The organism is Clostridia bacterium (assembly GCA_017438525.1).
Classification (GTDB): Bacteria; Bacillota; Clostridia; order Oscillospirales; family RGIG8002; genus RGIG8002.
Window position 1 is genome coordinate 79,008 of sequence record JAFRVI010000075.1, and the last position, 25,822, is coordinate 104,829.

General features: G+C 56.6%; 21 protein-coding genes. 16 read left to right on the forward strand and 5 right to left on the reverse strand.

What is annotated here, in order from left to right; translation table 11 throughout:
* Window positions 1-98: 98 nt before the first annotated feature.
* The 13 genes from IJL83_07105 to IJL83_07165 all read left to right on the forward strand — a co-directional run bounded on the left by IJL83_07105 (window position 99) and on the right by IJL83_07165 (window position 14,183).
* A complete protein-coding gene (locus IJL83_07105; protein ID MBQ6553361.1) occupies window positions 99-1,178 on the forward strand; it encodes a signal peptidase I in 1,080 nt (359 codons plus the stop codon).
* Between the two features lie 74 nt (window positions 1,179-1,252).
* Window positions 1,253-2,437: a hypothetical protein gene (locus IJL83_07110; GenBank protein MBQ6553362.1), complete on the forward strand. Its 1,185-nt coding sequence runs from the start codon at window positions 1,253-1,255 to the stop codon at window positions 2,435-2,437.
* A 22-nt stretch (window positions 2,438-2,459) separates the two neighbouring features.
* Entirely contained in the window at window positions 2,460-3,074 is a 615-nt protein-coding gene (locus tag IJL83_07115; GenBank protein ID MBQ6553363.1) for a signal peptidase I, read from the forward strand.
* Window positions 3,075-3,112: 38 nt separating this feature from the next.
* Entirely contained in the window at window positions 3,113-3,949 is an 837-nt protein-coding gene (locus IJL83_07120) for a hypothetical protein (GenBank protein ID MBQ6553364.1), read from the forward strand.
* Between the two features lie 109 nt (window positions 3,950-4,058).
* On the forward strand, window positions 4,059-4,733 hold the full coding sequence (locus tag IJL83_07125) for a hypothetical protein (protein ID MBQ6553365.1): 675 nt from the start codon (window positions 4,059-4,061) through the stop codon (window positions 4,731-4,733).
* 181 nt (window positions 4,734-4,914) lie between these two features.
* Window positions 4,915-5,469 (forward strand): hypothetical protein, encoded by a 555-nt coding sequence (locus IJL83_07130; protein MBQ6553366.1) that lies wholly within the window; start codon window positions 4,915-4,917, stop codon window positions 5,467-5,469.
* A 35-nt stretch (window positions 5,470-5,504) separates the two neighbouring features.
* Complete coding sequence (locus IJL83_07135) at window positions 5,505-6,110, forward strand: LPXTG cell wall anchor domain-containing protein (protein MBQ6553367.1); 606 nt, start codon at window positions 5,505-5,507, stop codon at window positions 6,108-6,110.
* A gap of 36 nt (window positions 6,111-6,146) precedes the next feature.
* Window positions 6,147-6,833: a hypothetical protein gene (locus IJL83_07140; GenBank protein ID MBQ6553368.1), complete on the forward strand. Its 687-nt coding sequence runs from the start codon at window positions 6,147-6,149 to the stop codon at window positions 6,831-6,833.
* 110 nt (window positions 6,834-6,943) lie between these two features.
* Window positions 6,944-7,540: a hypothetical protein gene (locus IJL83_07145; GenBank protein ID MBQ6553369.1), complete on the forward strand. Its 597-nt coding sequence runs from the start codon at window positions 6,944-6,946 to the stop codon at window positions 7,538-7,540.
* A 147-nt stretch (window positions 7,541-7,687) separates the two neighbouring features.
* Window positions 7,688-9,652: an excinuclease ABC subunit UvrB gene (gene uvrB / locus IJL83_07150; protein MBQ6553370.1), complete on the forward strand. Its 1,965-nt coding sequence runs from the start codon at window positions 7,688-7,690 to the stop codon at window positions 9,650-9,652.
* Window positions 9,652-12,489, forward strand: coding sequence for an excinuclease ABC subunit UvrA (gene uvrA / locus IJL83_07155; GenBank protein ID MBQ6553371.1), 2,838 nt, complete (start codon window positions 9,652-9,654; stop codon window positions 12,487-12,489). The genes uvrB and uvrA overlap by 1 nt, the downstream gene beginning before the upstream one ends.
* Complete coding sequence (gene galT / locus IJL83_07160) at window positions 12,482-13,462, forward strand: galactose-1-phosphate uridylyltransferase (GenBank protein ID MBQ6553372.1); 981 nt, start codon at window positions 12,482-12,484, stop codon at window positions 13,460-13,462. The genes uvrA and galT overlap by 8 nt, the downstream gene beginning before the upstream one ends.
* 268 nt (window positions 13,463-13,730) lie before the next feature.
* Window positions 13,731-14,183, forward strand: a complete 453-nt coding sequence (locus tag IJL83_07165; protein ID MBQ6553373.1) for a helix-turn-helix domain-containing protein — start codon at window positions 13,731-13,733, stop codon at window positions 14,181-14,183.
* Window positions 14,184-14,344: 161 nt separating this feature from the next.
* Here IJL83_07165 and IJL83_07170 read toward each other — a convergent pair whose 3' ends face one another.
* The gene (locus IJL83_07170) at window positions 14,345-15,091 is read right to left on the reverse strand and encodes a TVP38/TMEM64 family protein (protein MBQ6553374.1); all 747 of its coding nucleotides are present in this window, start codon (window positions 15,089-15,091) and stop codon (window positions 14,345-14,347) included.
* A gap of 2 nt (window positions 15,092-15,093) precedes the next feature.
* On the reverse strand, window positions 15,094-16,095 hold the full coding sequence (locus IJL83_07175) for a tyrosine recombinase XerC (protein ID MBQ6553375.1): 1,002 nt from the start codon (window positions 16,093-16,095) through the stop codon (window positions 15,094-15,096).
* A 129-nt stretch (window positions 16,096-16,224) separates the two neighbouring features.
* Between IJL83_07175 and IJL83_07180 the strand changes: the two genes are divergently transcribed.
* From IJL83_07180 to IJL83_07190, 3 genes are all read left to right on the forward strand, one after another.
* The gene (locus IJL83_07180; protein ID MBQ6553376.1) at window positions 16,225-18,483 is read left to right on the forward strand and encodes an NTP transferase domain-containing protein; all 2,259 of its coding nucleotides are present in this window, start codon (window positions 16,225-16,227) and stop codon (window positions 18,481-18,483) included.
* Between the two features lie 164 nt (window positions 18,484-18,647).
* The gene (locus tag IJL83_07185) at window positions 18,648-20,732 is read left to right on the forward strand and encodes a ribonuclease J (protein ID MBQ6553377.1); all 2,085 of its coding nucleotides are present in this window, start codon (window positions 18,648-18,650) and stop codon (window positions 20,730-20,732) included.
* Window positions 20,733-20,747: 15 nt separating this feature from the next.
* Entirely contained in the window at window positions 20,748-21,641 is an 894-nt protein-coding gene (locus tag IJL83_07190) for a helix-turn-helix transcriptional regulator (GenBank protein MBQ6553378.1), read from the forward strand.
* A gap of 64 nt (window positions 21,642-21,705) precedes the next feature.
* Here the strand turns inward: IJL83_07190 and IJL83_07195 are convergent, their stop codons facing one another.
* The 3 genes from IJL83_07195 to IJL83_07205 are packed head-to-tail and all read right to left on the reverse strand — an operon-like array spanning window position 21,706 to window position 25,810.
* On the reverse strand, window positions 21,706-23,580 hold the full coding sequence (locus IJL83_07195; GenBank protein MBQ6553379.1) for a beta-N-acetylhexosaminidase: 1,875 nt from the start codon (window positions 23,578-23,580) through the stop codon (window positions 21,706-21,708).
* A 14-nt stretch (window positions 23,581-23,594) separates the two neighbouring features.
* A complete protein-coding gene (locus IJL83_07200) occupies window positions 23,595-24,395 on the reverse strand; it encodes a hypothetical protein (protein MBQ6553380.1) in 801 nt (266 codons plus the stop codon).
* Window positions 24,396-24,436: 41 nt separating this feature from the next.
* Window positions 24,437-25,810: a citrate synthase gene (locus IJL83_07205; GenBank protein MBQ6553381.1), complete on the reverse strand. Its 1,374-nt coding sequence runs from the start codon at window positions 25,808-25,810 to the stop codon at window positions 24,437-24,439.
* Window positions 25,811-25,822 lie beyond the last annotated feature (12 nt).

The window sequence follows — 25,822 nt, forward strand, 5'->3', positions numbered from 1 at the left end:
GCGTTGTAAAGCGCAGTTTCCGTATTTATTTTTTCGCGTTTCAAGAAAGATTGCGGCGCCGCGAAAAGCGCTTTCCGCAATCGTTTTCGGAGGTCCAAATGTGGCATAAGAAAGAAAACGTGAATAATGCCGTCGAGGAACAGACCGCTCCCGAGCAGGTTTCCACGGTGAAAAAGGTATTTAACATAGTTAAGAGAGTTTTCACCTGGATTGTTGTTATCTTCGCCGTCTTTATGATGATTTTCACCATAATCTCGACGACGACCTTCAACCGCAGGGACAGGGGACTGTTCGGATATAAGATGTTCATCGTTCTGTCCGACTCCATGAGCATCTCTGAGCAGGATACCACCGCCGAGGATAAGGCGGGGGTCTACTTCAACGCAGGCGACCTGATTTTCAGCAAGAATCTCGACCCCGAGGAATGCGTGCAGCTTCAGCCGGGCGACGTCATTACCTTCCAGTCGCAGAACGGAGACAACTTCGGAGAGGTCGTCACCCATAAGATCAGGAGGATAACGACGACTGCAGAAGGCGGCCTCGGCTTCGTCACCTACGGTATCAACACCAACACCGACGACGAAACCATCGTTGCGCCCGACTTCGTCCTCGGCAAATACGCCGGCAAGATTCCGAAGCTCGGCACGTTCCTGAGTTTCCAGAAGTCGACGGTCGGTTACATAATCTGCATATTCGTACCTTTCGTTATTTTGATAATCATTCAGGGCGTTAAGAGCATCCGCCTGTTCCGCGTTTACAAGAAGGAACAGCACGCTGAGCTCGACGCCGAGAAGGCGGAGCTTGCCGCGCAGAAGGCGGAGACCGAAAAGATGATGCGTGAAATGCTCGAGCTCAAAGCTCAGCTTTCCGGTCAACAGGCGCCGCAGCAGGCCGCTCCTCCCGTTCAGGAAGCGCCGCAGCCCGCGGCGGCTCCCGAACCCGCGCCCGCGGCAATACCCGCGCCGGAAGCGGAGCCAGCTCCCGCACCGCAGCCCGAACCGGCTCCCGCACCGCAGCCCGAACCGGCTCCCGCCGAGGATCCGTTCGCCGCGCAGAAGGCGGAGCTCGAGGCGCAGAAGGCGGAGACCGAGCGCATGATGCGCGAGATGATGGAGCTCAAAGCGAAGCTCGACGCGCAGCTCAATAAACCGAACGACGGCTCCGAAGGAGCAGAATGATTCCGCAAACGGTATATGCGGCGTATCTGCGCCGATAATACGAATGCGGTTTGAATGGATAGGAGGCAACGGCTTTGTTCAGAAATGATAAGCAACAACTGAAAAAGCGTAAGAATGCGGCGCTGAAGGTGCTGCTGTTGTCTGCGTTCGTTACATTTATGTGCTTCTCTATGCTTGTCGGCACGACCTACGCATGGCTGACCGACAGCGTCACGAGCGGTAAGAACAGGATCGTTTCCGGCAGTCTGGATATTCAAATGAACTACTATAACGGCACGAAGTTCGTTTCCGCCGAGGGCGACGTTTTTGAAAACGTTACCTGGCAGCCCGGCGCAGAAACTCACCGCCTCATACAGATTTACAACAACAGCGATATGCCCGTCAAGTTCGCGTTCAAGGCAAACGTTATGTCCGAGTACGGCAGCATAAACACCGAAGGGAACAGCTTCCTGCTTTCCGATTCGCTGGTTTCTTATCAGGCGATATTTGACAACGATAAGCTTCAGGACGCGCAGGATGCGTTGGGCGCGATCGTCCAGACGTGCAAAAACACTGCCATCAATAAGTTCGGCGCGTTCACGCAGATCAACGACAACAGCGTGCTTATCGATCCGGGCAAATCGAAATACGTTCTCCTCGCTCTTTATATGCCGGAAACCGGCGTTGAAGCCTCCACCGTTAAGGAGGGAATGCCGCTGCCTACGTTCGAGGTCGAGCTTGACCTCGCCGCCACTCAGGCGTCCGGAGGTCAGGATTCCTTCGGATACGTTCCCGGCAACACCACCGTTCCCGACGTGAGCGTCGATACGGCTAAGTTTACCTATGAGCTCGCCCCGAACACGCTCCTTTACGAAAAGGAAGACGAGAATCACAACAAGTATTATGAAATAAAGGACGCCGCGGATTTTGCCAGATTCGCAGCCGCGGTCAACAAAGGAAATAACTTCGCCGGCAAGACCGTCAAGCTGACATGCGAGGAAGAAATCGACCTCGACGGCGCCGCCTGGCCGCTGACCGGCGATTTTGCCGGAACGTTCAACGGCAACGGCAAGAAGATAAGCGACTTTAAGCTTACCGTAAACACAACGACCGCCACCCCGGTTCAGTATGCGACGCTGTTCAACGGACAGTGCGGCGTGACCAATCTTAAGGTCGCCGGTATCGCGCTGACGAAGCATAATACCGATGATAACTCCGACGCCGAATCCACGATTAACGAGTTGAGCGTTATGAGCAACGGTACGATATCTGTTGCGTGATAACCCTTTACGGAGGAGCTTTATGAGCAAAGATAACAGCACAGGCGTCGAACGCAGCACATGGCGCAAAGTCTGGAATATCGTCTCTATCGTCCTTGTGGCGATAGTCGTGCTCATAGCCGTTCTGCTTATGGGCGCCAAGATAATAGGACTCAAGACCTACAGCGTTATATCTCCTTCGATGAAGCCCGCATATAACGTCGGTGATCTCGTTTACGTCAAGGGCTACGACATTGAGGATATACCGGAGAATATCGAGGTCGGCGACGCGATAACCTTCGTCCTTGACGAAAACCTCAACGTCGCGACCCACAGAGTCGTGAGTATAGACCTTGAGAGCAGTCACTTCACAACGAAGGGCGATGCGAACGACACTCCCGACGCCAACCCCGTCCATTTCAAAAACCTCGTCGGCAAGGTCGTTTTCAAGCTTCCGCTGCTCGGCTACGTAGCCGACTGGGTGCAGAACCCGCCCGGAACCTACATAGCGGTCACCGTCGGTGCGGTGCTGCTGATCCTCGTCTTCCTGCCCGATATGATAGGGAAGAGGGTAAAGGCGAAAACAGGGCAGAACGTTATTGTGGAAGACGTGCCGCCGGCTGAAGATAAGCCGGACGGCGACGATAACTTTCAATAAATAATAATATAGTATTCTCTTGAAAAGGAGCATCAACTATGAAAAAAAAGATAATCGTTGTATCCGCAATCGTCGCGCTGGTTGCCATCGCGCTGGTCGGCTCTTCGCTCGCGTTCTTCCGCGACGCTGATGAGAAGGCGAACGTATTTGTGTTCGGCAGCGTTGACATCGAGCAGCACGAGAAGGACAGAGACGGCAACGACTTCGTTGACAACAGCATCCTGATGCCCGTCATTGATACTACTCTCGGCACCGACAGCGAGTCCGCGACCACGAGAGACACCAACGGAATGCCCACCGACGAGAACTTCCGCGATAAGATCGTCACCGTCGAGAACGTCGGCAGCGAAGACGCTTACGTCCGCACCTACATAGCCGTTCCGAAGGCGCTTGACGACGCGGGTATCCTCAAGCGTGATATCAAGGCCGGCACCGACTGGACCGCCGTTTCCGCGGACCCCGTTGCGGTCATCACCAGAGACAGCATCGATTATAACGTCTATGCATACTACTACAACGCCATTCTTCCGGACGGCGAGACCACTCCCGCTCTGCTCAACGGCGTATATCTCGATTATAAGACCGACTGCAAGACCGCGGTTGATGCAAACGGTGTTACGCAGCTGACTCATCTGACTTATCCCGGCACCCCCGCGGCGATTGAGATTGCCGTTGATGATTTCGCCATCGGTACCCCCGGCGCCGATCCCGCCGTCAATCCGACCGAATACAAGAGCTACGTGCTCGTAGCCACCGAAGGCGTCCAGGCCCGCGGCTTTGCGAACGCCGCCGCTGCTACCAACAGCGCGTTCGGCGATTTCTCCGCGATGAGCGCCGCCGACGCTGCCGCGCACTTTGACGGTTTCTGGAACTGATAGAGTTCTGTTGATTCAGGTTTTAGAGGAGAGATCGGCTTTTGTCGTAACACGTGAACGACAAATATCTCCTTTGAAATAATTTTCAAAGAAAGGAGAAGACTACTACATGAAGAAAAAGGTTCTTGTCGTTGCAGCTATCGTTGCTATCATATCCATTCTGTCGGTAGGCACTTTGGCGTGGTACAGCGATTCGCAGGAGAAGGTCAATAAGTTCATCGTTTCCTCTGATCAAAACGGTGATCCTGATTTCTCCGTTGAAGTGCAGGAGTCTGTTGACGATACCGCGAGTGACGTCGTGCCGACCGTTATAACAGATACCGACGGCAACCCCACCGGCCTCCAGTATGACGGAATACTCCCCGGCGACTTCCTGTCGAAGGAGCCCAAGGCCGTCAATACCGGCGCTTATGATGAATACATCAGAGTTACCGTAACGCTGGTTCCCGATGACGCCGCCGCGTGGGCCGCGATGGTTCCTGATTTCAAGCTGAACGACTACCTCCAGGATGTTGACGCCGACTTCGTATTCGACACGGTTTCCGCCGATGGTCTGACTGTTGTGTATTACTACAACAAGATCCTGCCCGCGGGCGAAGCTACTGCTGACGTGTTCAAGGGCTTCAACGTTCCGGACGTCGAGATGACCACCACCAGCGGAGTCGTCTCTCTTGACCTGAAGGTCAAGGCTGACGCTGTCCAGACGAGAAACATCGTCAACGCTGACGATTACGCCACCGTCGCGCTCGCCGCGAAGGCCGCGTTCACCGTTCTGGGCGCGTAACCAACTTTTCCCGTGTTTCTTAACGTAGCATGACATGCGTTTTGAATAGCAAAACACAAAAATCAATCTCGAGATTTTGTCCGCTCGAATCCGCAAAAGTTCGAGCGGCGAACAAAGGGCTTGAGGGTTCAAACCCTTTGTTCGCCAGAAAGATTTGTTCCAGTATTTAAGGAGGAAGCGTATGGCAAAAATTAAATTATGCTTTATTGCGTTTCTGATGTTAATAGTTTCACTGCTGTCTTTTGAGACCGTCGCGTTTTACACCGTAACGGGTACGGCGCGGAACGTCATAACCTTCGGCGATATCCCGTCGGAAGTTATTGAAACGACCGCTACCGGCGACGACTTCCCGGAAGACGGCGTATACGTCATGCCCGGCGATATCGTCAGCAAGATCGTTAAGGTGGCCAACAAATCCGAACATCCGTTCTACGTCAGAGTCAAGCTCGTCAAGGGCACCGACAACGTCGAGCTCACGCCCGAGGAGTGCCTCGCCATCGAGACTGACACAGTCAACTGGACGTATATGGAAGACGGATATTACTACTACAACAAGGCAGTTCCCGGCTACGGCGTAACGGAACCTCTGTTCAAGGAGGTCGAGGTCGTCGGCGACAAGATCACGAAGGAGCAGATCGGCTCCATCCTGACCGTCACCGTCAAGACCTTCGTCGTGCAGAGTGAGAACAACGCCGACACTCCGTTTGAGGCCGTTGGCTGGCCGGTAGAAAGCTGAGGCGGCAGATGAAGAGAACAGCGAAGTTTTTTGTAATGTTAATAGCTGCCGCGATACTGCTCGCGGGCGCCGTTCCGGCGTTTGCCTATAACGGTGAGGTCGTTTACGACGGCAACGCGAAAGAATTCGTCTTTGCGCCCGGCAGTGAATATTCGCCCACCGATCTTTTCCCGGATTTCAAAGACGTTATGCCGGGCGACAGTCTGACGCAGAAGATAACCGTCCGCAATACCGCGGATAAAAAGGTCGACGTCAAGATCTATATGCGTTCGCTCGGAGCGCAGGAGGGAACCGAAGACTTCCTTTCCCAGCTCTCCATGAAGGTTATCCAGAGCTCCGATAATACGTTGTTCGACGCTCCGGCGGACCAGACCGACGGACTCACCGATTGGGTCCTGCTCGGCACGCTCCGTTCCGGCGGACAGACCGATCTGACCGTTCAGCTCGACGTCCCCGTGACGATCGGCAACGAGTTCAAGAGCGCTATCGGCTACATAGACTGGGAATTCAAAGTCGAAGAGATACCGGTCGAAGAGCCCGACACCGGCGACGAAGGGTTGCCGGTATGGCCGTTCATCGCGGGCGGCGCGGCGCTCATTCTGATAGCCGTACTGCTTGTGGTTTTCAAGCGCAAGAAGTAAATTGTTCAACACAGTAATTTTTGGGAGGAACTTAGAATGAAGAAAGCGACAAAAGCAGCTCTTTGTGTAAGCATCGCTTTGCTTATTTTGTGGGGCCTCCTCGGCGCCGGCGCCTCGCTGGCGTGGTTCACGGATACCGTCACCGACGTTCGTAATCAGTTCATCATCGGCGTCGCCGATATAAGAGTTTCATATTACAGTCTTGTTCCCAACCCGACCTACGATTTCAGAGAGCTTCTCCCGACGACGACCGATATGTTTGATGACCAGGCGCTTTACGAGCCGGGTTATACAAAGGTCGTTTATATCAAAGTCGAGAACCTCGGCGGCATCCCCGTTGACTTCAAGGTTTCCGTTACGGCTAACAGCTGGGTGGACGGCAGAAACTCGCTGGGCAACGTAATACATCTCCCGTCATATCTGAAGTTCGGGATTCTTGTTGACAACAACCTTACCGATCTGGCCGCCGCGGTCAACGCGGTGGGCGGGCGTCCGGATGCGCGTATGATAGCCGGTCTCGATATGGACGATTACGAATCGCTCAATCACTATAACAGCAACAGCGCGTCCCTCGACGTCAACGAAACGAAGTACGCAGCCATCGTCGTCTATATGCCCGAGGACGTCGGCAACGTCGCCAACTACGTCGGCGATACTCAGCCGACCGTCAACCTCGGCGTGACCGTGCTTGCTTCGCAGAAGGGAACCATCGATCAGCTTTAATTAAGCCGATCAAAAGCGCCGGACGGCGCGGAATCAAAAGTAATGCCTCTTTGCGTTGGCGCCTGCAGTCCACGTTGTAAAAAGTGGCTTTGAAAGGAGAAAAGGCGATAATGTCTGATAAGGTCTTTACCAAAAAAATGACACTGTCTATATGCCTGATAATATTATGCCTGTGCGCCCTCTCCATATCTGCCGGAGCGTTCTTTTCCGATACGTCAAAATCCAACGCGAAGACGTTCTCTACCGCCACTTATGACCTGACGATCACGGCCACGAAGCAGGTGACTGAAAACTCGACGACAACGACGGAAAGCGTTACTGCGACTGCTGCCGATCCTCATATTTACGAGTTTACAATACTTCCTGATGCGGATAAAGCTGAGGGTTACTCGGTAAGGCTACAGATTAAAACCGGAATAACAGCAACGTCGTCCGGATATTGTAAAATCGTAATCAAGGATAAAGAAACTCCGACAACGGTCCTTGGTACGTATTATTCAAAACAAATCGCAAAAGCGAATGCGGCAAACGCCGATATCACAACGCTTCGCGATATCAAGATTATTACAGAAAAAGCGATAATTGTCGAATTCATTCCTCTGTGGGGAACGTATTCCGGTAATGATGCGCTGGCAAATAACAAGATTATCAACGTGGCTGCTGCCGGCACAATAACCCTTTCCGATCCGCCTTCCACTAATACGTAATCAAATAGTTGCTTTAACCGGCGGCCTTATGGCTGCCGGTTTTTGTTATATAAAAACCCGCGCATTTTATCATCTTTCACTTTTCATTTTCAAAACCTCGTGGTATAATATACAATATGTTATTATGAGAGATTGTGGGGTGATCGCGTGGATAGATTTCAGCTCGTTTCCGAATACAAGCCGACCGGCGATCAGCCGCAGGCGATAGACAAGCTCGCGAGCGGAGTGGAGAAGGGCTTTCGCGAGCAGGTCCTGCTCGGCGTTACCGGCTCGGGCAAGACCTTCACGATGGCGAACGTCATCGCGCGCGTGAACCGCCCGACGCTTGTGCTCGCGCACAACAAAACGCTCGCCGCGCAGCTTTGCAGCGAGCTCAAAGAGTTCTTTCCGAACAACGCCGTTGAATACTTCGTGTCGTATTACGACTACTACCAGCCGGAAGCGTACATCCCCGCGACCGACTCATATATCGAAAAAGACTGCGCGATAAACGACGAGATCGACAAGCTCCGCCACTCCGCGACCTGCTCGCTTTCGGAGCGGCGCGACGTGATCGTCGTTTCATCCGTCTCCTGCATCTACACGCTCGGCAACCCGATCGACTACCGCAACATGATAATCTCGCTGCGCCCGGGTATGAAGTGGGATCGCGACGCGCTTATCCGCAAGCTCGTTTCGCTGAAATACGAGCGAAACGATATCAACTTCGTCCGCAACAAGTTCCGCGTCCGCGGCGACGTCGTGGAGATATACCCCGCATACAACACCGACACCGCGATCCGCGTCGAGCTTTTCGGCGACGAGGTCGAACGCCTGACCGAGATAAACGTCCTGACCGGCAAGGTGAAGGCGGAGCTGAACCACGCCGGCATCTATCCCGCGTCGCACTACATCGTTTCCGACGAGAAGCGCGAGGAGGGGCTGCGCCGCATAGAAGAGGAAATGCGCGAACGCGTCGAGTTTTTCCGTGCGCACGACCGCCTTATCGAAGCGCAGCGCATCGAGCAGCGCACGATGTACGATATCGAAATGCTGCGCGAGACCGGCTTCTGCAACGGTATCGAGAACTACTCCCGCGTGCTCGCGGGCAGGGAACCGGGCGCCGTGCCCTTCACGCTGCTCGACTACTTTCCGAGCGACTTCCTGCTCATGGTGGACGAATCGCACGTCACCGTGCCGCAGGTCAGAGCGATGTACGCCGGCGACCGCGCGCGCAAAGAAACGCTCGTCGAATACGGCTTCCGCCTGCCGTCCGCGTTCGACAACCGCCCGCTGAACTTCAAGGAGTTCAACGAGCGCCTCAATCAGATAATCTACGTTTCCGCGACGCCCGCGGAATACGAGCTGGAACGCGCCTCCGCCGTCGCGGAGCAGATAATCCGCCCGACCGGCCTGCTCGATCCGGAGATCTCCGTCCGCCCGACCGAGAATCAGATCGACGACCTCGTCGGCGAAATAAACGCGCGCATCGAAGCGCAGGAGCGCGTCCTCGTCACGACGATGACGAAGAAGATGGCGGAGGACCTCTCCGCGTATCTGGAAACGCTCGGCATCAAGGTCAGATACCTGCATCACGACGTCGACACGATCGAGCGAATGGAGATAATACGCGACCTGCGTCTCGGCGAATTCGACGTGCTTGTCGGCATAAACCTCCTGCGCGAAGGTCTCGACATCCCCGAAGTCTCGCTCGTCGCGATCCTCGACGCCGACAAACAGGGCTTCCTGCGCAGCGGCACTTCGCTCATACAGACCATCGGCCGCGCCGCGCGAAACGCCAACGGCAAGGTCATCATGTACGGCGACGAGGTCACCTCCGCGATGGAATACGCCATCCGCGAGACCGACCGTCGCCGCGGCATACAGGCGGCGTACAACGCCGCGAACGGCATAATTCCGCAGACTATAAAAAAGGACGTCCGCGACATAATCGAGATCTCCACGAAGGAGAAGACCGAGAATATCAACGTCCGAAGACTTTCCGCGAAGGAGCGCGCCCGCCTCGTCGAACAGCTCACGAAGGAGATGAAGGCGGCGGCGAAGCTGCTTGAATTCGAGCACGCTGCGTTCCTGCGCGATAAGATAAGAAGCATCGAAAACGGAGAGGGCTAATGACCGACAAGATAATCATAAAAGGCGCGAGGGAGCACAACCTCAAGAATATAGACGTCGAAATACCGCGTGATAAGTTCGTAGTTGTCACCGGCGTTTCGGGGTCCGGGAAATCAAGTCTCGCGTTCGATACGGTCTTCGCGGAAGGGCAGAGGCGCTATATCGAGTCGCTTTCGTCATACGCGAGGCAGTTCCTCGGGCAGATGGACAAGCCCGACGTCGACACGATAGAAGGGCTTTCTCCCGCGATATCCATAGACCAGAAAACGACCTCGAAAAACCCGCGTTCCACCGTCGGAACGGTAACGGAAATATACGACTACCTGCGCCTGCTTTACGCAAATATCGGCGTCGCGCACTGCCCGGTCTGCGGCAGGGTGATCGAGCAGCAGTCGGTCGACCAGATCGTCGACCGCATCCTCGCGTACCCGGACGGCACGCGCCTGATGATACTCGCGCCCATCGTCCGCAACCGCAAGGGCGAGCATCAGAAATTGCTCGAAGCCGCGTCGAAGGCGGGCTTCGTCCGCGTCCGCGTGGACGGCATAATGTACGACCTCGGCGAAAGCATCACGCTTGACAAAAACGTCAAGCACCGCATAGACGTCGTCGTCGACCGCGTGATCGTGCGCGACGAGGTCAAGGGGAGGATAACGGACTCCGTCGAGACCGCGCTCCGAATGGGCGAAGGGCTCGTCGCCGCGTCAACGGACGACGGCGAGATACTCTTCTCGCAGAACTACTCCTGCCCGGACCACGAGAATGTCTCTCTGGAGGAGCTCACGCCGCGAATGTTCTCCTTCAACAACCCCTACGGCGCCTGCGAAAAATGCTCCGGCCTGGGCGTCTTCATGAAGCTCGACCCCGACTTGATAATACCGGATAAAGACCTCTCCGTCGCGCAGGGCGCGATAAAGGCGAGCGGCTGGAACTACGGCGGCAGCAGCATCTGCACGATGTACTTCAACGGCCTCGCGAAGCACTACGGCTTCTCGCTCGACGCTCCGGTGAAGGATCTGCCGCGCTACGCGATAAACGCGCTGCTTTACGGCACCGGCGGCGAGCGCATCGTTATCGAGCGCATCAACGAATACGGCCACGGCACCTATCTTTCCGACTTCGAGGGCGTGATAAACAACCTCGAGCGCCGCTACCGCGAAACGCAGAGCGAATGGTCGCGTTCGGAGATCGAGAGCTGCATGAGCGCCGTCCCGTGCGAAGCGTGCCACGGCGCGCGTCTGAAGCCGGAGATCCTCGCCGTCACCGTCGGAGGCGTGAACATATACGAGCTGACCTCGCTTTCCATCGAGCGCGAGCTCGACTTCTTCGAACGGCTGCAGCTTACGGAACGCGAGCAGAAGATCGCCGGCATGATAATCAAGGAGATCAAGTCCCGCCTCGGCTTTTTGAAAAACGTCGGCCTGGGATATATCACCCTTGCACGCGCCGCGTCGACGCTTTCGGGCGGCGAAAACCAGCGCATCCGTCTCGCCACGCAGATCGGCTCCTCGCTGATGGGCGTGCTTTACATCCTCGACGAGCCGAGCATCGGCCTGCACCAGCGCGACAACCGCAAGCTGCTCGACGCGCTCAAACGCCTGCGCGACCTCGGCAACACGCTGATTGTCGTCGAGCACGACGAAGAAACGATGCGCGAAGCGGATATGGTCATAGACATAGGCCCGGGCGCGGGCGCGGACGGCGGCCGCCTCGTCGCGCAGGGTACGGCGGAGGAGATAATGAAGTGCGAAGACTCCGTCACCGGTCAGTATTTGAGCGGCAAAAAGAGTATCCCTGTCCCGAAGAAGCGCCGCAGAGGCACGGGCGAAAAGCTTACCGTCGTCGGCGCGCGCGAAAACAACCTGAAAGGCATCAACGTCGATATCCTCATAGGCACGTTCACCTGCGTGACCGGTGTTTCCGGCTCCGGCAAGTCGAGTCTCGTCAACGAAATACTCTTCAAGCATCTGAGCGCCGAATACAACCGCACGAAGCAGAAGGGCGGCAAGTGCGACGATATTCTTGGCAGGGAACACCTCAACAAAGTAATCAACATAGATCAGGACCCCATCGGCAGAATGCCGAGCTCCAACCCCGCGACCTACACCGGAGTTTTCAACGACATCCGCGCGCTCTTCGCCGAAACGACAGGCGCGAAGGAACGCGGCTTCAGCGCGGGCAGGTTCTCCTTCAACGTCCGCGGCGGACGCTGCGAGGCGTGCGAGGGCAACGGCATCGTGAAGATCGAGATGCACTTCCTGCCGGACGTTTACGTCCCCTGCGACGTCTGCAAGGGCAAGCGCTACAACCGCGAAACGCTCGCGGTGAAATACAAGGGCAAGAGCATCCACGACGTGCTCGAAATGACGGTGGACGAAGCGCTCGACTTCTTCGACAGTCTGCCGAAAATAAAGCGCAAGCTGCAGGTGCTTTCCGACGTCGGCCTCGGCTACATCAAGCTCGGGCAGCCCGCCACGACGCTTTCCGGCGGCGAAGCGCAGCGCGTGAAGCTCGCCACCGAGCTCGCGAAACGCGCCACCGGCAAGACGATCTACTTCCTCGACGAGCCGAGCACCGGCCTGCACTCCGCGGACGTGCAGAAGCTCGTTGAAGTCCTGCAGCGGCTCGTCGACGCGGGCAACACCGTCGTCGTCATCGAGCACAACCTCGACATAATCAAATCCGCCGACTATATTATCGACCTCGGGCCCGAGGGCGGGGAGGAAGGCGGCGAACTCGTCGCCTGCGGCACTCCCGAGCAGGTCGCGAAAACTAAAGGTTCATACACAGGCGAATACCTGAAAGACATATTATTTGGAGGAAAGAAAAATGGCTGAACTCAGATGGCACCCGCTTATCAAAGACTGGGTAATGATCGCGTCCAACAGACAGAACAGGCCGCAGATGCCGAAAAACGACTGCCCCTTCTGTCCCGGCTCCGGCAAGGTGCCGGATAACTACGACGTATATATGTACCCCAACGACTTCCCGGCGTTGAGCCAGACTCCGCCGACGCCCGACCCCGTGGCGACCGACTTCTTCAAGACCGCGGAAGCGTACGGCAAATGCGAGGTCATACTGTATTCGCCCGACCATACAAAGCCGATCCGCGAGCTGACAGACGAGCATATGCTCAAGCTCGTCGACCTGTGGGTAGAGCGCTTCAACGCGATGAAAGCCGACGAGCGCATAAAGTACGTCTTCATCTTCGAGAACAGAGGCGAAGTCGTCGGCGTCACGATGCCGCACCCGCACGGCCAGATCTACGGCTATTCCTTCATGCCGAAAAAGCTCTGCCTCGAGCTCGACAGCGCGAAGGAACACAAGGAGCAGACCGGCAAATGCCTCTACTGCGACCTGCTCGAGAACGAAGTCAAAGAGCGGAAGCGTATAATCTTTGAGAACGAATACTTCACCGTTTTCCTGCCGTTTTTCTGCGAATATCCCTACGGCGTCTATATTATGTCGAAGGCGCACAAGGGCGATATCACGGAGTTCACCGCGGAAGATCGCTTCGCGCTCGGCGCGACGATACGCCGCGTTTCGGGAACGCTCGATTCGCTTTTCGGAACGAACTTCCCGTATATGATGTGTATGCATAACGCGCCTGTGAACAGCGGCGATACGAGAGAATACTTCCACTTCCACATCGAGTTTTTCCCGCCGATGCGCTCGGACGTCAAGCAGAAGTTCAACGCGTCCAGCGAAACGGGCGCGTGGGCGCACTGCAACCCCACCGCGCCGGAAGAAAAAGCGGAAGAGCTCCGCGCCGCCTATCGGCGCTTCCTTGAAGCCGACGCGAAGAGATAACTTCGCGGTCCTGAATTATGGGAAGATAATCCGCCAACAGACTGTTTAACAGCCCCTCTGATGAGGGGCTGTTAATTTAGCCGATATCAGAACAATACCGTCGAGGATGCTTCTTGCGGAATGCGTTATAGCTGTTAATTCAAAAATCCCTTTCTCTTTGCAGCTTTGCAAAATCCGGCTTTTTTCAAATTGATTATTCTACAGTAAACGTGTATAATATTATTAGAGAGAAAAGGGGGATTAGGTCGAATGCTGTAAGGAGTCTGATATGGGGTACTATTCGATCGCGCAAATCTCAAAGCTCTTCGGGTTGTCAGATAGGACGCTACGCTCACGTTTGAAGGATGGAACGCTTGTCGGTGAAAAAATCAACGGCAAGTGGATGATTTCAAGTGAAAGAATATACGATTTTATTTCTTCACCCCAAACTATACCGACGTTGAGAACGAAGGTCGACGGGGTTTATTCGCGGATGTTTACATCGAGCGACAACGGAAGAAAGGCATCGGAATATATGCTGTTGTGCCGCTTTCACGACGCTATTGATTATGAGAGCGAAAAAGTGATTGACTTGATGATGAAGGCATCGGAAAACAGCGATATTCATTTTTATCGTTTTGTTCAAAAACGCGACTTGATTTATATTATCAAAGGCGAATATTCGGTAGTTCGGAAAGTTATTAACGAGTTATACTCAATTTATATCGGCATCAAAGAATAAATGCTTTTGTTCCTGTTGAAGAGAAGATGTTCAGGCCCGAGATTGTGTATATCTGTCTTAAGGAACAAGTTGAGTTTGCTTAAACTCTTTTTATTCACAGATATTATAAGCAGCATCCGTCCATTCACACGGACGGATGCTGCTTTTATACGGCTAATAATCTAAACCGCGTTGTCGATCTCTTCCGGCTCCTGATTCTCCGCCTTCGCTTTGTCGCGGCGCTTTTTCGTTATGATTCCGTAGATTAACAGCCCGACCGCGCTGACGACTACGGTCGCGGAGGTAACGATTATCGCGAGGGTGTAGTCCTTCACGCCGAGCGCGTTGCCCGCGATGACGGACGTGATGATCGAAGGTATACGCGCGAAGGTCGTTATCAGCAGCCACCTGTGCCATTTTATCGGCGTCAGACCGCCGACGTATGAGAGCAGATCCTTCGGCGTGCCGGGGATGAAGAAGAGGATGAAGGCGATCAGCTCAAGCCGCTTTTCGTTCTGCAGGAACTTCACCGACTCTATTTTCTCCTTCGGGAAGAACGCTTCCACCGCCTTCATGCCGAAATAGCGAGTGAAGGCGAATATCAGCGCGCCGCCGATGAAAACGCCTATAAGGCAGAGCGCGAGCCCCTCGAAAACGCCGAAAGCGTAGCCGGCGCCGATCTCCAGCGGCTCGCCCGGTATCACCGCGACGACGACCTGAAGCACCTGCATACCGATAAACGCCAGCTTGCCGACGAAGCCGTGCGCGTTCACCCATTCGCGGAACTGTTCCGGCTCCCTGACGAACTGCAGCATCGGCCGCCCGACAAACCACGCTATCGCCGCAAAAAACGCGATCATCACCGCTATCGAAACTATCGTTATTATCTTTTTTGCTTTGGGGGAAAGATGCGTTTCCCGTTTTTCCATAGTCAGTCCTCACTGTCCTCGGTGCGCTTTTTCGTGTCCGCTCGGCGTTTCGCCTTGCCGAGCGGGTTGCTCTCCATCGCCGCCTGCACCTGCTCGTCGCGCACGTGGGTGTATATCTGCGTCGTGCTCAAGCTCTCGTGCCCGAGTACGTCCTGAAGCACGCGGATGTCCGCGCCGTTCTGATACATCAGCGTAGCGGCGGTGTGCCGCAGTTTGTGGACGGAAAGGTGCTTGCCGCCGAGTCCGGCGCGGTCGAGCGCCGTGTAGACGACGTGCTGAACGGTCTTCGGACTTATGCGCCGCCCGAGCCGGCTCAGAAAGAGCGCGTCCTTGTCCTTTACGCCGTTGACGGGGCGGGCGGTGAGGTAGTCGTTTATCGCGTCGCGGCACATCTGATTGAGGAAGAGCGTCCGCTGCTTGTTGCCCTTGCCGGTAACTATGAGAAATCCGTCGTCGGCGTTGATATCCTTGACGTTGATCCCGACAAGCTCGCTCAGTCGCATTCCGCAGTTGAGGAAGAGGGTTATCATGCAGTAGTCGCGCGCTTTGTAGGGCCCGTCCACCGCGTCGAGCAGGTTGACGCTGTCGTCGACGGTGAGGTATTTCGGCAGCGCGCGTTTCAGCTTCGGCGTTTCGAGCTCGCGCGCGGGACTGTCAGATATGACGCCGGTATGCAGCAGGTATTTGTAGAAGCCGCGTATCGCGGAGCACTTGCGGGCGCGCGCGGCGGCCTGATTGTTGCGCTCCTGCGCGGTGTAGGTGATGAATTCGAGTATGTCGTTATACGTCACGCTCGTGATGAAAGCGTCGTCGAGACGGGAAATATCGGTCTCGTCGAACGGCTCGTCCGATAATCCGCGATAGTGCTTCAGAAAGCGGAAAAAGAGCTTCAGATCGGTATAATACTGGCTGACAGTCAGTTTCGATTTGCCCTTGACGGCGGTCAGATAGTTGATATATTTTCGCACGAGCTCCGGCGCGTCGCTGTAAATCCTGCCGACCATGCCTTTCTCCTTTCAATTATACAAAATCACAATGTGATTATATCATACGTATTCGCGTTTTTCAAGAATTAAAGAGCATAAAAACAGGCAATAATAACTGCGTAGAATCTTTTGAAAGGATATTAGCGTATGAAAGCAGTTATTATGGCGGGTGGGGAAGGGACGCGGCTCAGACCTCTGACCTGCGATATGCCGAAGCCGATGGCGCCGCTCTGCGGCAGGCCGGTGATGGACTACACGCTGGAGCTTCTCGCCCGGCACGGCTTCGACGAGGCGGCGGTCACGCTGATGTATATGCCGCAGGCGATAAGCGAACACTTCGGCGGCGAGGCGCACGGCGTCAAACTGCGCTACTTCGTCGAGGACGAGCCGCTCGGGACGGCGGGGAGCGTGAAACGCGCTTCCGCGGACTTCGGCGGCGACTTCCTCGTAATAAGCGGCGACGGGCTCTGCGACTTCGATCTTAAAAGGGTATGGGAATACCACAAAGCGAAGGGCGGCGCGGCGACGATCGTGCTGAAGGGGATGCCGAATCCGCTCGAATACGGGCTCGTCATGACGGACGCGGACGGGCGCGTCACGCGCTTCCTTGAGAAGCCCGACTGGGCACAGGCGCTGACCGACCTTGTCAACACAGGCGTTTACGTATTGTCAACCGAAGCTATGAAGCTTGTTCCCGAGGGAAAGTCGTTTGATTTCGGTAAGGAGCTTTTTCCTTTGATGCTCGAAAAGGGGATGCCGGTATACGGGTATACCGAGAACGGCTACTGGCTGGATATCGGCGATATCGCGACATACGTTTCAGCGCAGTTCGACCTGCTCGACGGCAGGGTGAAGTTCGACGCCGCGAAGCCGCCGCGCCGCGCGGGCGTCAAACCGCCTGTCTGGATAGGCGAAAACGTCAGCATCGCGCCGGGCGCTTCGGTGGGAGAATACGCCGTTATCGGCGACGGATGCCGTATCGCGCAGGGCGCGAGCGTACGCAACAGCGTCGTCGCGGCGGGAAGCTATATCGGCAAACGCGCCGCCCTGCGCGGTGCGCTCGTCTGCGGCGGCTGCGTTGTGAAGGCGGACGCCGCGATGTACGACGGCAGCGTGCTCGGCGCGGGCAGCGTGCTTTCGGAGGGCTCGGTCGTTTCGCCGAACGTTCGCATATGGCCCGGAAAGCGCATCGAGCCGAACTCCGGCGTCTACTCCGACGTCGTCAAAGGCGTTTCCGGCGGCGGCCTTATCGAAAACGGACTCATCGCAGGAACGATAGGCGCGGATATCACTCCGGAATACGCCGCGCGGATCGGCGCCGCGGCGGCGACGGCGCTGAAGGGCGGTTCCGTTGCCGTTTCCTGCGACGGCTGTGAGGGCGGCGGTGTGATAAAATCCGCGCTCGTCGCAGGTCTGCTCGGCAGCGGCGTGGAGGCGGTCGACATGGGCGTCCTGCCGCTGAACGTCTTTTCTTTCGGTGTCGCGGACAGAGAAGTGAAACTCGGGCTCGCGGTCACGGAGAAAGGAATAGCTGTCCGCGACGGGCTTGGGTTTCCGCCGGTGCGCGAGCTTGCGCGCAGGGTCGAATCGGCGTACCGTCGCGGCGAGTTTTCCCGCGGCGGCTACCGCGAGGCGAAAACGGACTCCGCGGTCTTCAGCGACTACGCGCGCGAGCTTGAGAAGTTCCGCGCGCCTTTTCCCGTCACCGTCAGCTCGCCGGAGCAGGCGTTCGGGCGGCTGTTTTCGTCGGTATTCACCGTCGGCGGCAGCGTCCGCGCGCGTATCTCCGCAGACGGTTTTGCTGCTTCATTAGTCGATGAGGAAGGGAGGGAGATCGCGCATTCCCGTCTGCTTTACGGCATATGCTTCCTGCTTGCCGTCGGCGGCGCAAAGCGCGTTCCGCTCCCGCCTGAAACGCCGAAAACGCTCGCGGAGGCGGTCCGTCAGCTCGGGTGCGAGCCGCGTATCAGAATGGCGTGCCCGCCGGACAAAAGCGACGACGCTTCGCGCAGGGAGGCCGCGCGCCTGCGCGTGCTTGACGACGCGGTCTTCGGCTGTGCGTTTCTGCTCAAATCGCTCGCGGAACAAAAACAGCGCGCCGCCGACTTTTTCGCCTCCGTGCCTCACTTCGCGGTAGCAGAGTTCGCCGAGGACTGCGGCGAACGAAGCGGCGGTATGCTGATCCGCCTGCTCGGCGAAAAGGAAAAGGACTTCACCGCCTCCGCCGAAGGAGTTGACCTGCGCCGCGGAGGCGCGGTCTGCACCGTCAAGCCCTCCGATCGCGGCAGGCGTCTGCGCCTCGTAGCCGAGGCAAACACCGTCGAAGCCGCGCGGGAGCTTGGCGCGGAGGTGCTCGAACGAATCCGCGAAGTCAAAAAAGAACTTGACAATACCCCTTACGGATGATATAATCCATACGGACTCGGGCGGACGGGGCGTGCAAATCGGCGCCCTGATACAGACCTTTTTCCCGTCAGCGAAAGGCGGGTAACATAAACAATCAAATACACTCATAATACTTTTCCGAAAGGAAAGGTATGTTTTGGTATGAAAAATCCGGAGGTACATTTTTGAGCAACAGCAAATCCAGGAAAAAAACCGAACAGCGCATTGAAGGCGCGAAAAAGCGTATGACCGCCGCCGAAAAGCAGGCGGCGCGCGACGCCGCGGACAAGGCGGCGTTTATGGAAAAACTCAACGCGTCCAAAAAGACGCAGGCGGGGCTTCCCGGCACCGATTCCACGCCGATCCCGCTGAAAAAGCGCGAGGGCAGGGTGGTCGAGATACCCTTCAAGCCCGCGAAGACGCGCGCGAAAAAGCAGCAGGCCGAGCCGAAGCCGGAGCCGCCCAAGCCCGAGCCGAAAGCCGCGAAGAAAAACCGCAGGCGCGCCGAAAAACCCGCTCCCGCGCAGCCGGAAGCGGCGCCGGCGCAGACCGTGCCGGCTGTAACCGCGCCTTCCGCGAAGCGGAAGAAGAACCGCAAGGCCGAAAAGTCCGCGTCGCCGCTGAAGATCATGGCGCTCGGCGGACTGCACGAGATCGGCAAGAATCTGTACGTATTCGAGTATGAGAACGATATGATAATCGTCGACGTCGGGCTCGAGTTTCCCGATCAGGATATGCTCGGCATAGACGTCGTCATCCCCGACTTCACCTATCTTCTCAACAACCGCGAAAAGATCCGCGGCATAATCATCACCCACGGCCACGAGGACCACATCGGCGGCCTGCCTTATCTGATGAAGGAGCTGGATACGACTATCTACTCCACCAGAATGACGCAGGGGCTCATCGAGGCGAAGTTCGTCGAGCACGGGCTGAAGGGCAAGGTCAACATGAACACCGTCAAGGCGGGCGACGTCATAAAGCTCGGCTGCTTTGAAGTCGAGTTCATCACCGTCAACCACTCGATTCCGGACGCCGTCGCGCTCGCGATAAAGACTCCGGTCGGAACGCTCGTCCACACCGGCGACTTCAAGATCGACACCACCCCGACGCAGGGCGAAATGATAGACCTCGCGCGCTTCGGCGACCTCGGCAACGAGGGCGTCCTCGCGCTGCTGATGGACTCCACGAACGCCGAGCGTCCCGGTTACACGATGAGCGAGCGCCGCGTCAGTCAGTCGCTTGAAAACATCTTCAAAAACGCCGAGGGCAAGCGCATCATCATCGCGACGTTTTCCTCGAACGTCTACCGCGTGCAGCAGATAATCGACATCGCCGCCGCGCTCGGCAGGAAGGTCGCGCTTTCCGGCAGGAGCATGGTAAACGTGACCGCAATAGCCGAACAGCTCGGCTACATCAAGCTGCCCGCGGGCGTCCTGCTCGACATCAACGTCATCGATAAATACCCGAAGGATCAGACGGTGATAATCACAACCGGCTCTCAAGGCGAAACCATGTCCGCGCTCTACCGTATGGCGTATTCCGACCACCGCAAGGTAGTCGTTTCGGAGGACGACCTTATCGTGCTCTCCTCCAACCCGATCCCCGGCAACGAGAAGTTCGTCACGAACATAGTCAACGAGCTGATGAAGCTCGGCTGTTCGGTCGTCTATGAATCGCTCGCGGAGGTGCACACCTCCGGCCACGCCTGCCAGGAGGAACTGAAACTGATCCTCGGGCTCGTCAAGCCGAAGTTTAACATCCCCGTGCACGGCGAATACAATCATCTGAAAAAGTCTCAGATGCTCGGTGAAAGCATGGGCATCCCGACAGAGAATATACTTATATCCGACAACGGCAAGGTGATCGAGCTGACGCCCGAATCCGCCGCCTTCAAGGGCGAAGTGCCGACCGGTAGCGTTTTCGTCGACGGCACGAGCGTCGGCGACGTCGGCGCGATAGTCATGCGCGAGCGCAGACAGCTCGCTTCGGACGGCCTCATCGTCGTCGCGGTCTCGGTCGACAGACAGACCGGATACCTCGTCTGTGAGCCGGAGATCATCAGCCGCGGGTTCGTCTATATGCGCGAATCCGAGGAGCTTCTCGGGCAGCTCAAGGAGCTCGTGACCGACTGCGTAAACAGGAACGCGACGATCGGCGTTCACGACTACAACGCGCTGAAAACCGTCGTGCGCGACGAGCTCTCCAAGACGATCTTCAAGCAGAGCAAGCGAACGCCGATGGTCATTCCGGTCATATCGCATATCTGATCGCGGGAGGAAATTATGGCGGATAAATCAAGAAACGATACTTTGATACTGTTTTTCTGCGCGACTCCCGAGGACATCGTTAAGTGCTGGGAGAAGTACAGCCGCGGATGCCACAGAATGCTTTTCTTTGCGGGCGGCGGAGTCAATATTACAGTGAACGGCGAAGATTATGCCGCTGGTGAAAAAACGATAACGTTTTTCAGGAGCTCCGATATGTGTGAGTTTCCGGCGGAATGGCACAGCGGTTCAAAGCAGAAGCATATCGAATGCTACGCTGTTTTCGTCGGCGGCGCGCATTACGACGCCGTCCGCAAACTGCTTGGCGAAGACGCGGCTTTTTCGGATTACGGGAGAGCGCGTGCGCCGCTTTCCTTCAAACTCGACGATATCCAATGCGACAAGATGATCCGCGAGATGAAGGATTTCAATCAGTCCGAGGATATCGGCGCGGCGGAGCATCTGAACTCCACGCGCCTGCTCGTCGCGGGCTACTATTACTCCTTCATTGTCAGGGGCAACCGCCCCGCAGTTCGCTTTGCGGACGCGCCGCGCTGGCTGAATGACTATTACGAGCTGATCAGCAAGCCGGAGATATTCACTCTGCCGTTCGAGCAGATAGTAGCGCTTTCCGGCAAGACGAGGGAGCATCTCTCGCGCGTGTTCAAGTCGCTGACGGGTGTAAACATTTCGGACTTTATAGTTTCAAAGCGCATCAACTACGCCTGTGTACTGCTCCGCGACGGGAAGAAGCCCATTCAGGAGATCGTTGAGAAGTGCGGCTTCACCAACATAGGAACGTTTTACAACAACTTCAAGAAAAAGACCGGCGAGTCGCCCGAGCGCTACCGCAAGATGCTGATATCCGGCGAATCCTTCGGCGGCAAAAAGAAGCCGGTACATAACGGTTGAAAAACAGAAAACAATATTAAAAGGCACGCCCAAAGGGCGCGCCTTTTTGCGTATCCTTATCTGGTCACACGGGATTCGCCGTCGCGGCGAAGGCCCACTTGTTGCAGTGGATATCCGGCTTTTCGCCGTCTCCGCGGCAGTCGAGGCGGAGACGCTCCTCCGCGAGCTCGGGCAGGTCGTCGAGTTTGCCGTCGAGGTATTCATCTATGCGGCGCATCATCGTTATGAAGCGGCTGCGCAGACCGCCGAGGCGCAGATCCTCGACCTCGAAGCCGAAGGTCTTGTTCTCGGTGTACCACTGCGTGCGGAAGGTCTCGAAAAACTGCTCGAACGCCGCGAACGCCGCCTCGAGTTCGCCTTCGCGCAGGCGTTTCAGTTCGGCTTTGTCGCCGGAGTCGTACGCCGGCTTGAGCTTGAGCGCGAGGCCGAGCTTTTCGGAAAGGTAGCGGCAGAGCGCCGCGGAGTTGTCGAAAATATAGCGCCATTCGGGGTTGCGGTCGGCGGCGCATGAGAGATACTGCGCGTACTTCGCGTAGGTCTCCGGGTAGTCGGCGCCGATATGCTTATCCGCCAGCCCTATGAATGGGTCTCCGTAGACGAGATACTTCGCGGGGTTCAGGTCTGTCGGACTGTCGAAGTTGCCGGCGGGCAGCTGCGGCATATCCAGCATCATGAAGTCCTCCATCTCGCCTCCGACGCAGGTGCGGAAACGGCGCGCCGCGCGTTCCTCGCTTATGTCGCCGGTGAAGCACCCTTCGGCGTAGAGCTGGAAGACGGGCAGCACGGCGAAGAAGGGGCATTCGCAGCCGTTGTCGCCCCATGCGGTTATGAGGATATCGTCCACTCCGTGCTCGAAGCAGCTTTCTATTGCGGGCTTGCTGCGGGTGAAGCTGTAATGATTCAACGGCGCGAAGCCGACCCATTTCCACGCGCCGCCGGCGAAGGCGACGGGGTTATCGAACTTCTGATGCATCTCTATAACGCCGTCGTAGATGCGCTTGTCGCCGTTGTAGTAGTCCCAGTAGACGAGCGTCATATTCTTCGGCGGCACCTCATGGATATCGGCGGGCAGGGAAGCGGTCGTGTCGTACCTGTTGCGCGGATTGCCCTCGGCGTCGCAGTTGAAAAGCATATCGCTCCACATCATCGGAGAAACGCCGTATTTATCGCATATATCGCATACTTTTTTCAGGTGCTTGCGCATTATCGAGGACTTTGCCTCTATCCCGCGGCGGTCCTTATACTTGCCCTGACCGACCATCCACGCCTCGTCCATTCCGACGTGAATGCGGCGTGAAGAGAAGTCCTCGGAGCAGGTGCGGATCATCTTATCGATAAGCTCGTAGGTCTTCGGCTCGTCAACGAGCAGTATGTCGAAAATATCGCAGACGGGGTTGTACGCCTCCCACTTCATCACCTCGCCGAGATGCGCGAGCGTCTGGATGCAGGGAACAAGCTCGATGCCGAAGCGGCGGGCGTAGGCGTCGATTTCGCGGATCTCGTCGTGAGAGTATCTGCCGCGCATATAACCGAAGTAGGGCTCGCCGTCGAGGGTGTAGGTGTCCTCGGTGTAAAGCATAAGCATATTATGCCCCATCAGCGCGATGTGGCGTATCATCTTTTTCAGCGACGTGACGGTCAGAACGCCGTTGCGCGAGCAGTCGAGCATCGGGCCGAGGGACTTGTGCCGCGGAGTCTCGCTCGTTTCGCAGCCGCCGTCCGTTTCCGCAAGCAGTCCGAGCGCACGGAAGAAAAAAGCGGGCTCAGAATACGCGAGGACGGCGGAGCCGCCTTCGCGCCTGACGGAGAGCCCGCGCGTTTCGGTTTTTTCGGCGGTCAGCTTCAGACCGTCGGCCGATTCTTCGATTTTGAGTATTCCGAGCAGTTCGGATGCGGGTGAGCGGAGTTCTTCGGAAAGCGCGGAAAGGTTGAGCTTCATAGTCGTTCTCCTTTTCAGTCGTTTGCGTTCCTCTGTGAGAAGGCGAGTTTTGCGGATACTATAACGGCGAATGCCGCAATGAGCAGGCAGGCGAAGTCGAATCCGGAGACGGCGTCGAAGAAGGAAACGCCTTCGGCGGTCAGCGCGTCGACGAAGTTCGGGATGACCGTCATGCAGGAGAAGAGCGCCGCGGGCAGCGAAAGCCCGACTACCGCGGCGGTGGAGGAGGTAAAGCCCTTGGCGGTGGATTTGAAGAAATAAAGCAGGAACATTACCGTGCTCGCGGTCATCAGCACGTGAAAGTAGTGGTCCGAGATGTTCGCCACGCGGGTGTAGCCGAGAAACTCATATGCGAGCTTGACGAGCAGCCAGATAAGAGGTATCAGCGCGAGCAGCAGCGAAAGACGGTATTTGAAATCGAAGCCGGTGAATATCTGGCACGCGAAGACCACTATTATCACCGCCGACACGAACTCGAACAAACCCAACAGCAACGCAAAAAGATCGAACTCCGCTTCGGAAAGGACGTTTTCGAGCACCTTCTGAACGGCGTCGAAGCCGAGCGCGATCGCCGCGGCAAAAAGCACCGCGCCGGCCGCCTTGGGAGCGATCGTTTCACCGCCGTTCTCCTTACGGGTCATTATCATGACAACGATGGCGAAAATGATCGCGAGTATGGATACCAGAGCGGCGAAAGAGAATTTCTGCCCGCCCAGCAGTACGTGCGGAAACGCCGCGTTTTTAAGCGAAAGCAGTCGCAGCAGCGTGCCCGTGACGCAGAATACGGGAGTTGCGATAACGAGGGCCTTTCTCATTTTTATTCCTCCGTTTTAAGCCGCCGCAGCGGCGATGGGGTTTATTGCCTCTCCGAGAGAGGAGTATAAGGCGCTTTTTTCAGCACCGACATATACGCCGGACGGATAATGCGGTTGGAGACCGCGATCTCTTCGATGCGGTGTGCGCACCAGCCGGCGATTCGCGCGGTGGCGAATATCGGGGTAAAAAGCTCGCGCGGCATATTGAGCATCGTGTAGACGAAGCCGCTGTACATATCGACGTTGGCGCAGATGGGTTTGTCGTTCTGCTTGACCTCGGCGAACGCCGTCGGCGCGAGGCGCTCGACCGACTCGATGAGATTGAACTCGTCTGACATATTCTTCTTCTCCGCGAGGGAGGAGGCGTACTTTTTGAGCAGAACGGCTCTGGGATCGGAGAGGGTGTATACCGCGTGCCCCATGCCGTAGATGAGGCCGCTTCCGTCGCCCTTTTCGCGGCGCAGGATCGCCTTGAGGAATTCCAGCACCTCTTCGTCGTCCTTCCAGTCGGAGACGCCGGACTTGATGCAGTCCATCATCTCCGTGATCTTGAGATTTGCGCCGCCGTGCTTGAAGCCCTTGAGCGCGCCGACCGCCGCGGAAATCGCGGAGTAGGTGTCCGTTCCGGAAGACGAAAGCACTCTGCAGGCGAATGTGGAGTTGTTGCCGCCGCCGTGCTCCGCGTGGAGCATAAGGCAAACGTCGAGCAGCGTCGCTTCCTCCTCCGTATAGTGCATATCGGGGCGCAGGAAGGTCAGCAGACATTCCGCGGTGGAGAGGTTTTTCGGAATCGGGTGCAGATACATGCTCTGGTTATCATAGTGCCTGCGCTTTGACTGGTAGGCGTAAGAAACGATCGTCGGCACCCTCGCGATTATCTCTATCGACTGCCTCAGCAGTGTTTCGAGACTGACGTCATCGGGATTCGGGCAGTAGGAGTAGAGGTTGAGTATCGCGCTCTCCAGCTTGTTCATTATGTTGCGGCTGGGAGTCTTGATAAGCACGTCCTCGATGAAGCCGTGCGGAAGCTCGCGGCATTCGTCTATCGCGGCGCGGAAATCGTCGAGCTGCTTCTGCGTGGGAAGGGAGCCCATCAGCAGAAGATATTCCGTCTCTTCAAAGCCGAAACGGTCGTCCGCTCTCGCGCCGGCGACGAGCTCGTTGACGTCGATGCCGCGGTAGATGAGTTTGCCTTCCTCCGGCACCTTTTCGTTTTCATTTATGACGTAGCCGTGAACGTTGCAGATGTTCGTGACGCCGGCGACGACGCCGGAGCCGTCGCTGTTGCGGAGTCCGCGCTTTATGCGGTAGTTGTCGCGGGCGTAACGGTCAACATCGATGTTGTTATATTTGTTGTGTTCGCCGCATAGAGTTTCTATGTAGGCGTCTGCCAATAGGGGTTTTCTTTCTGCCATAAGGGTCGCTCC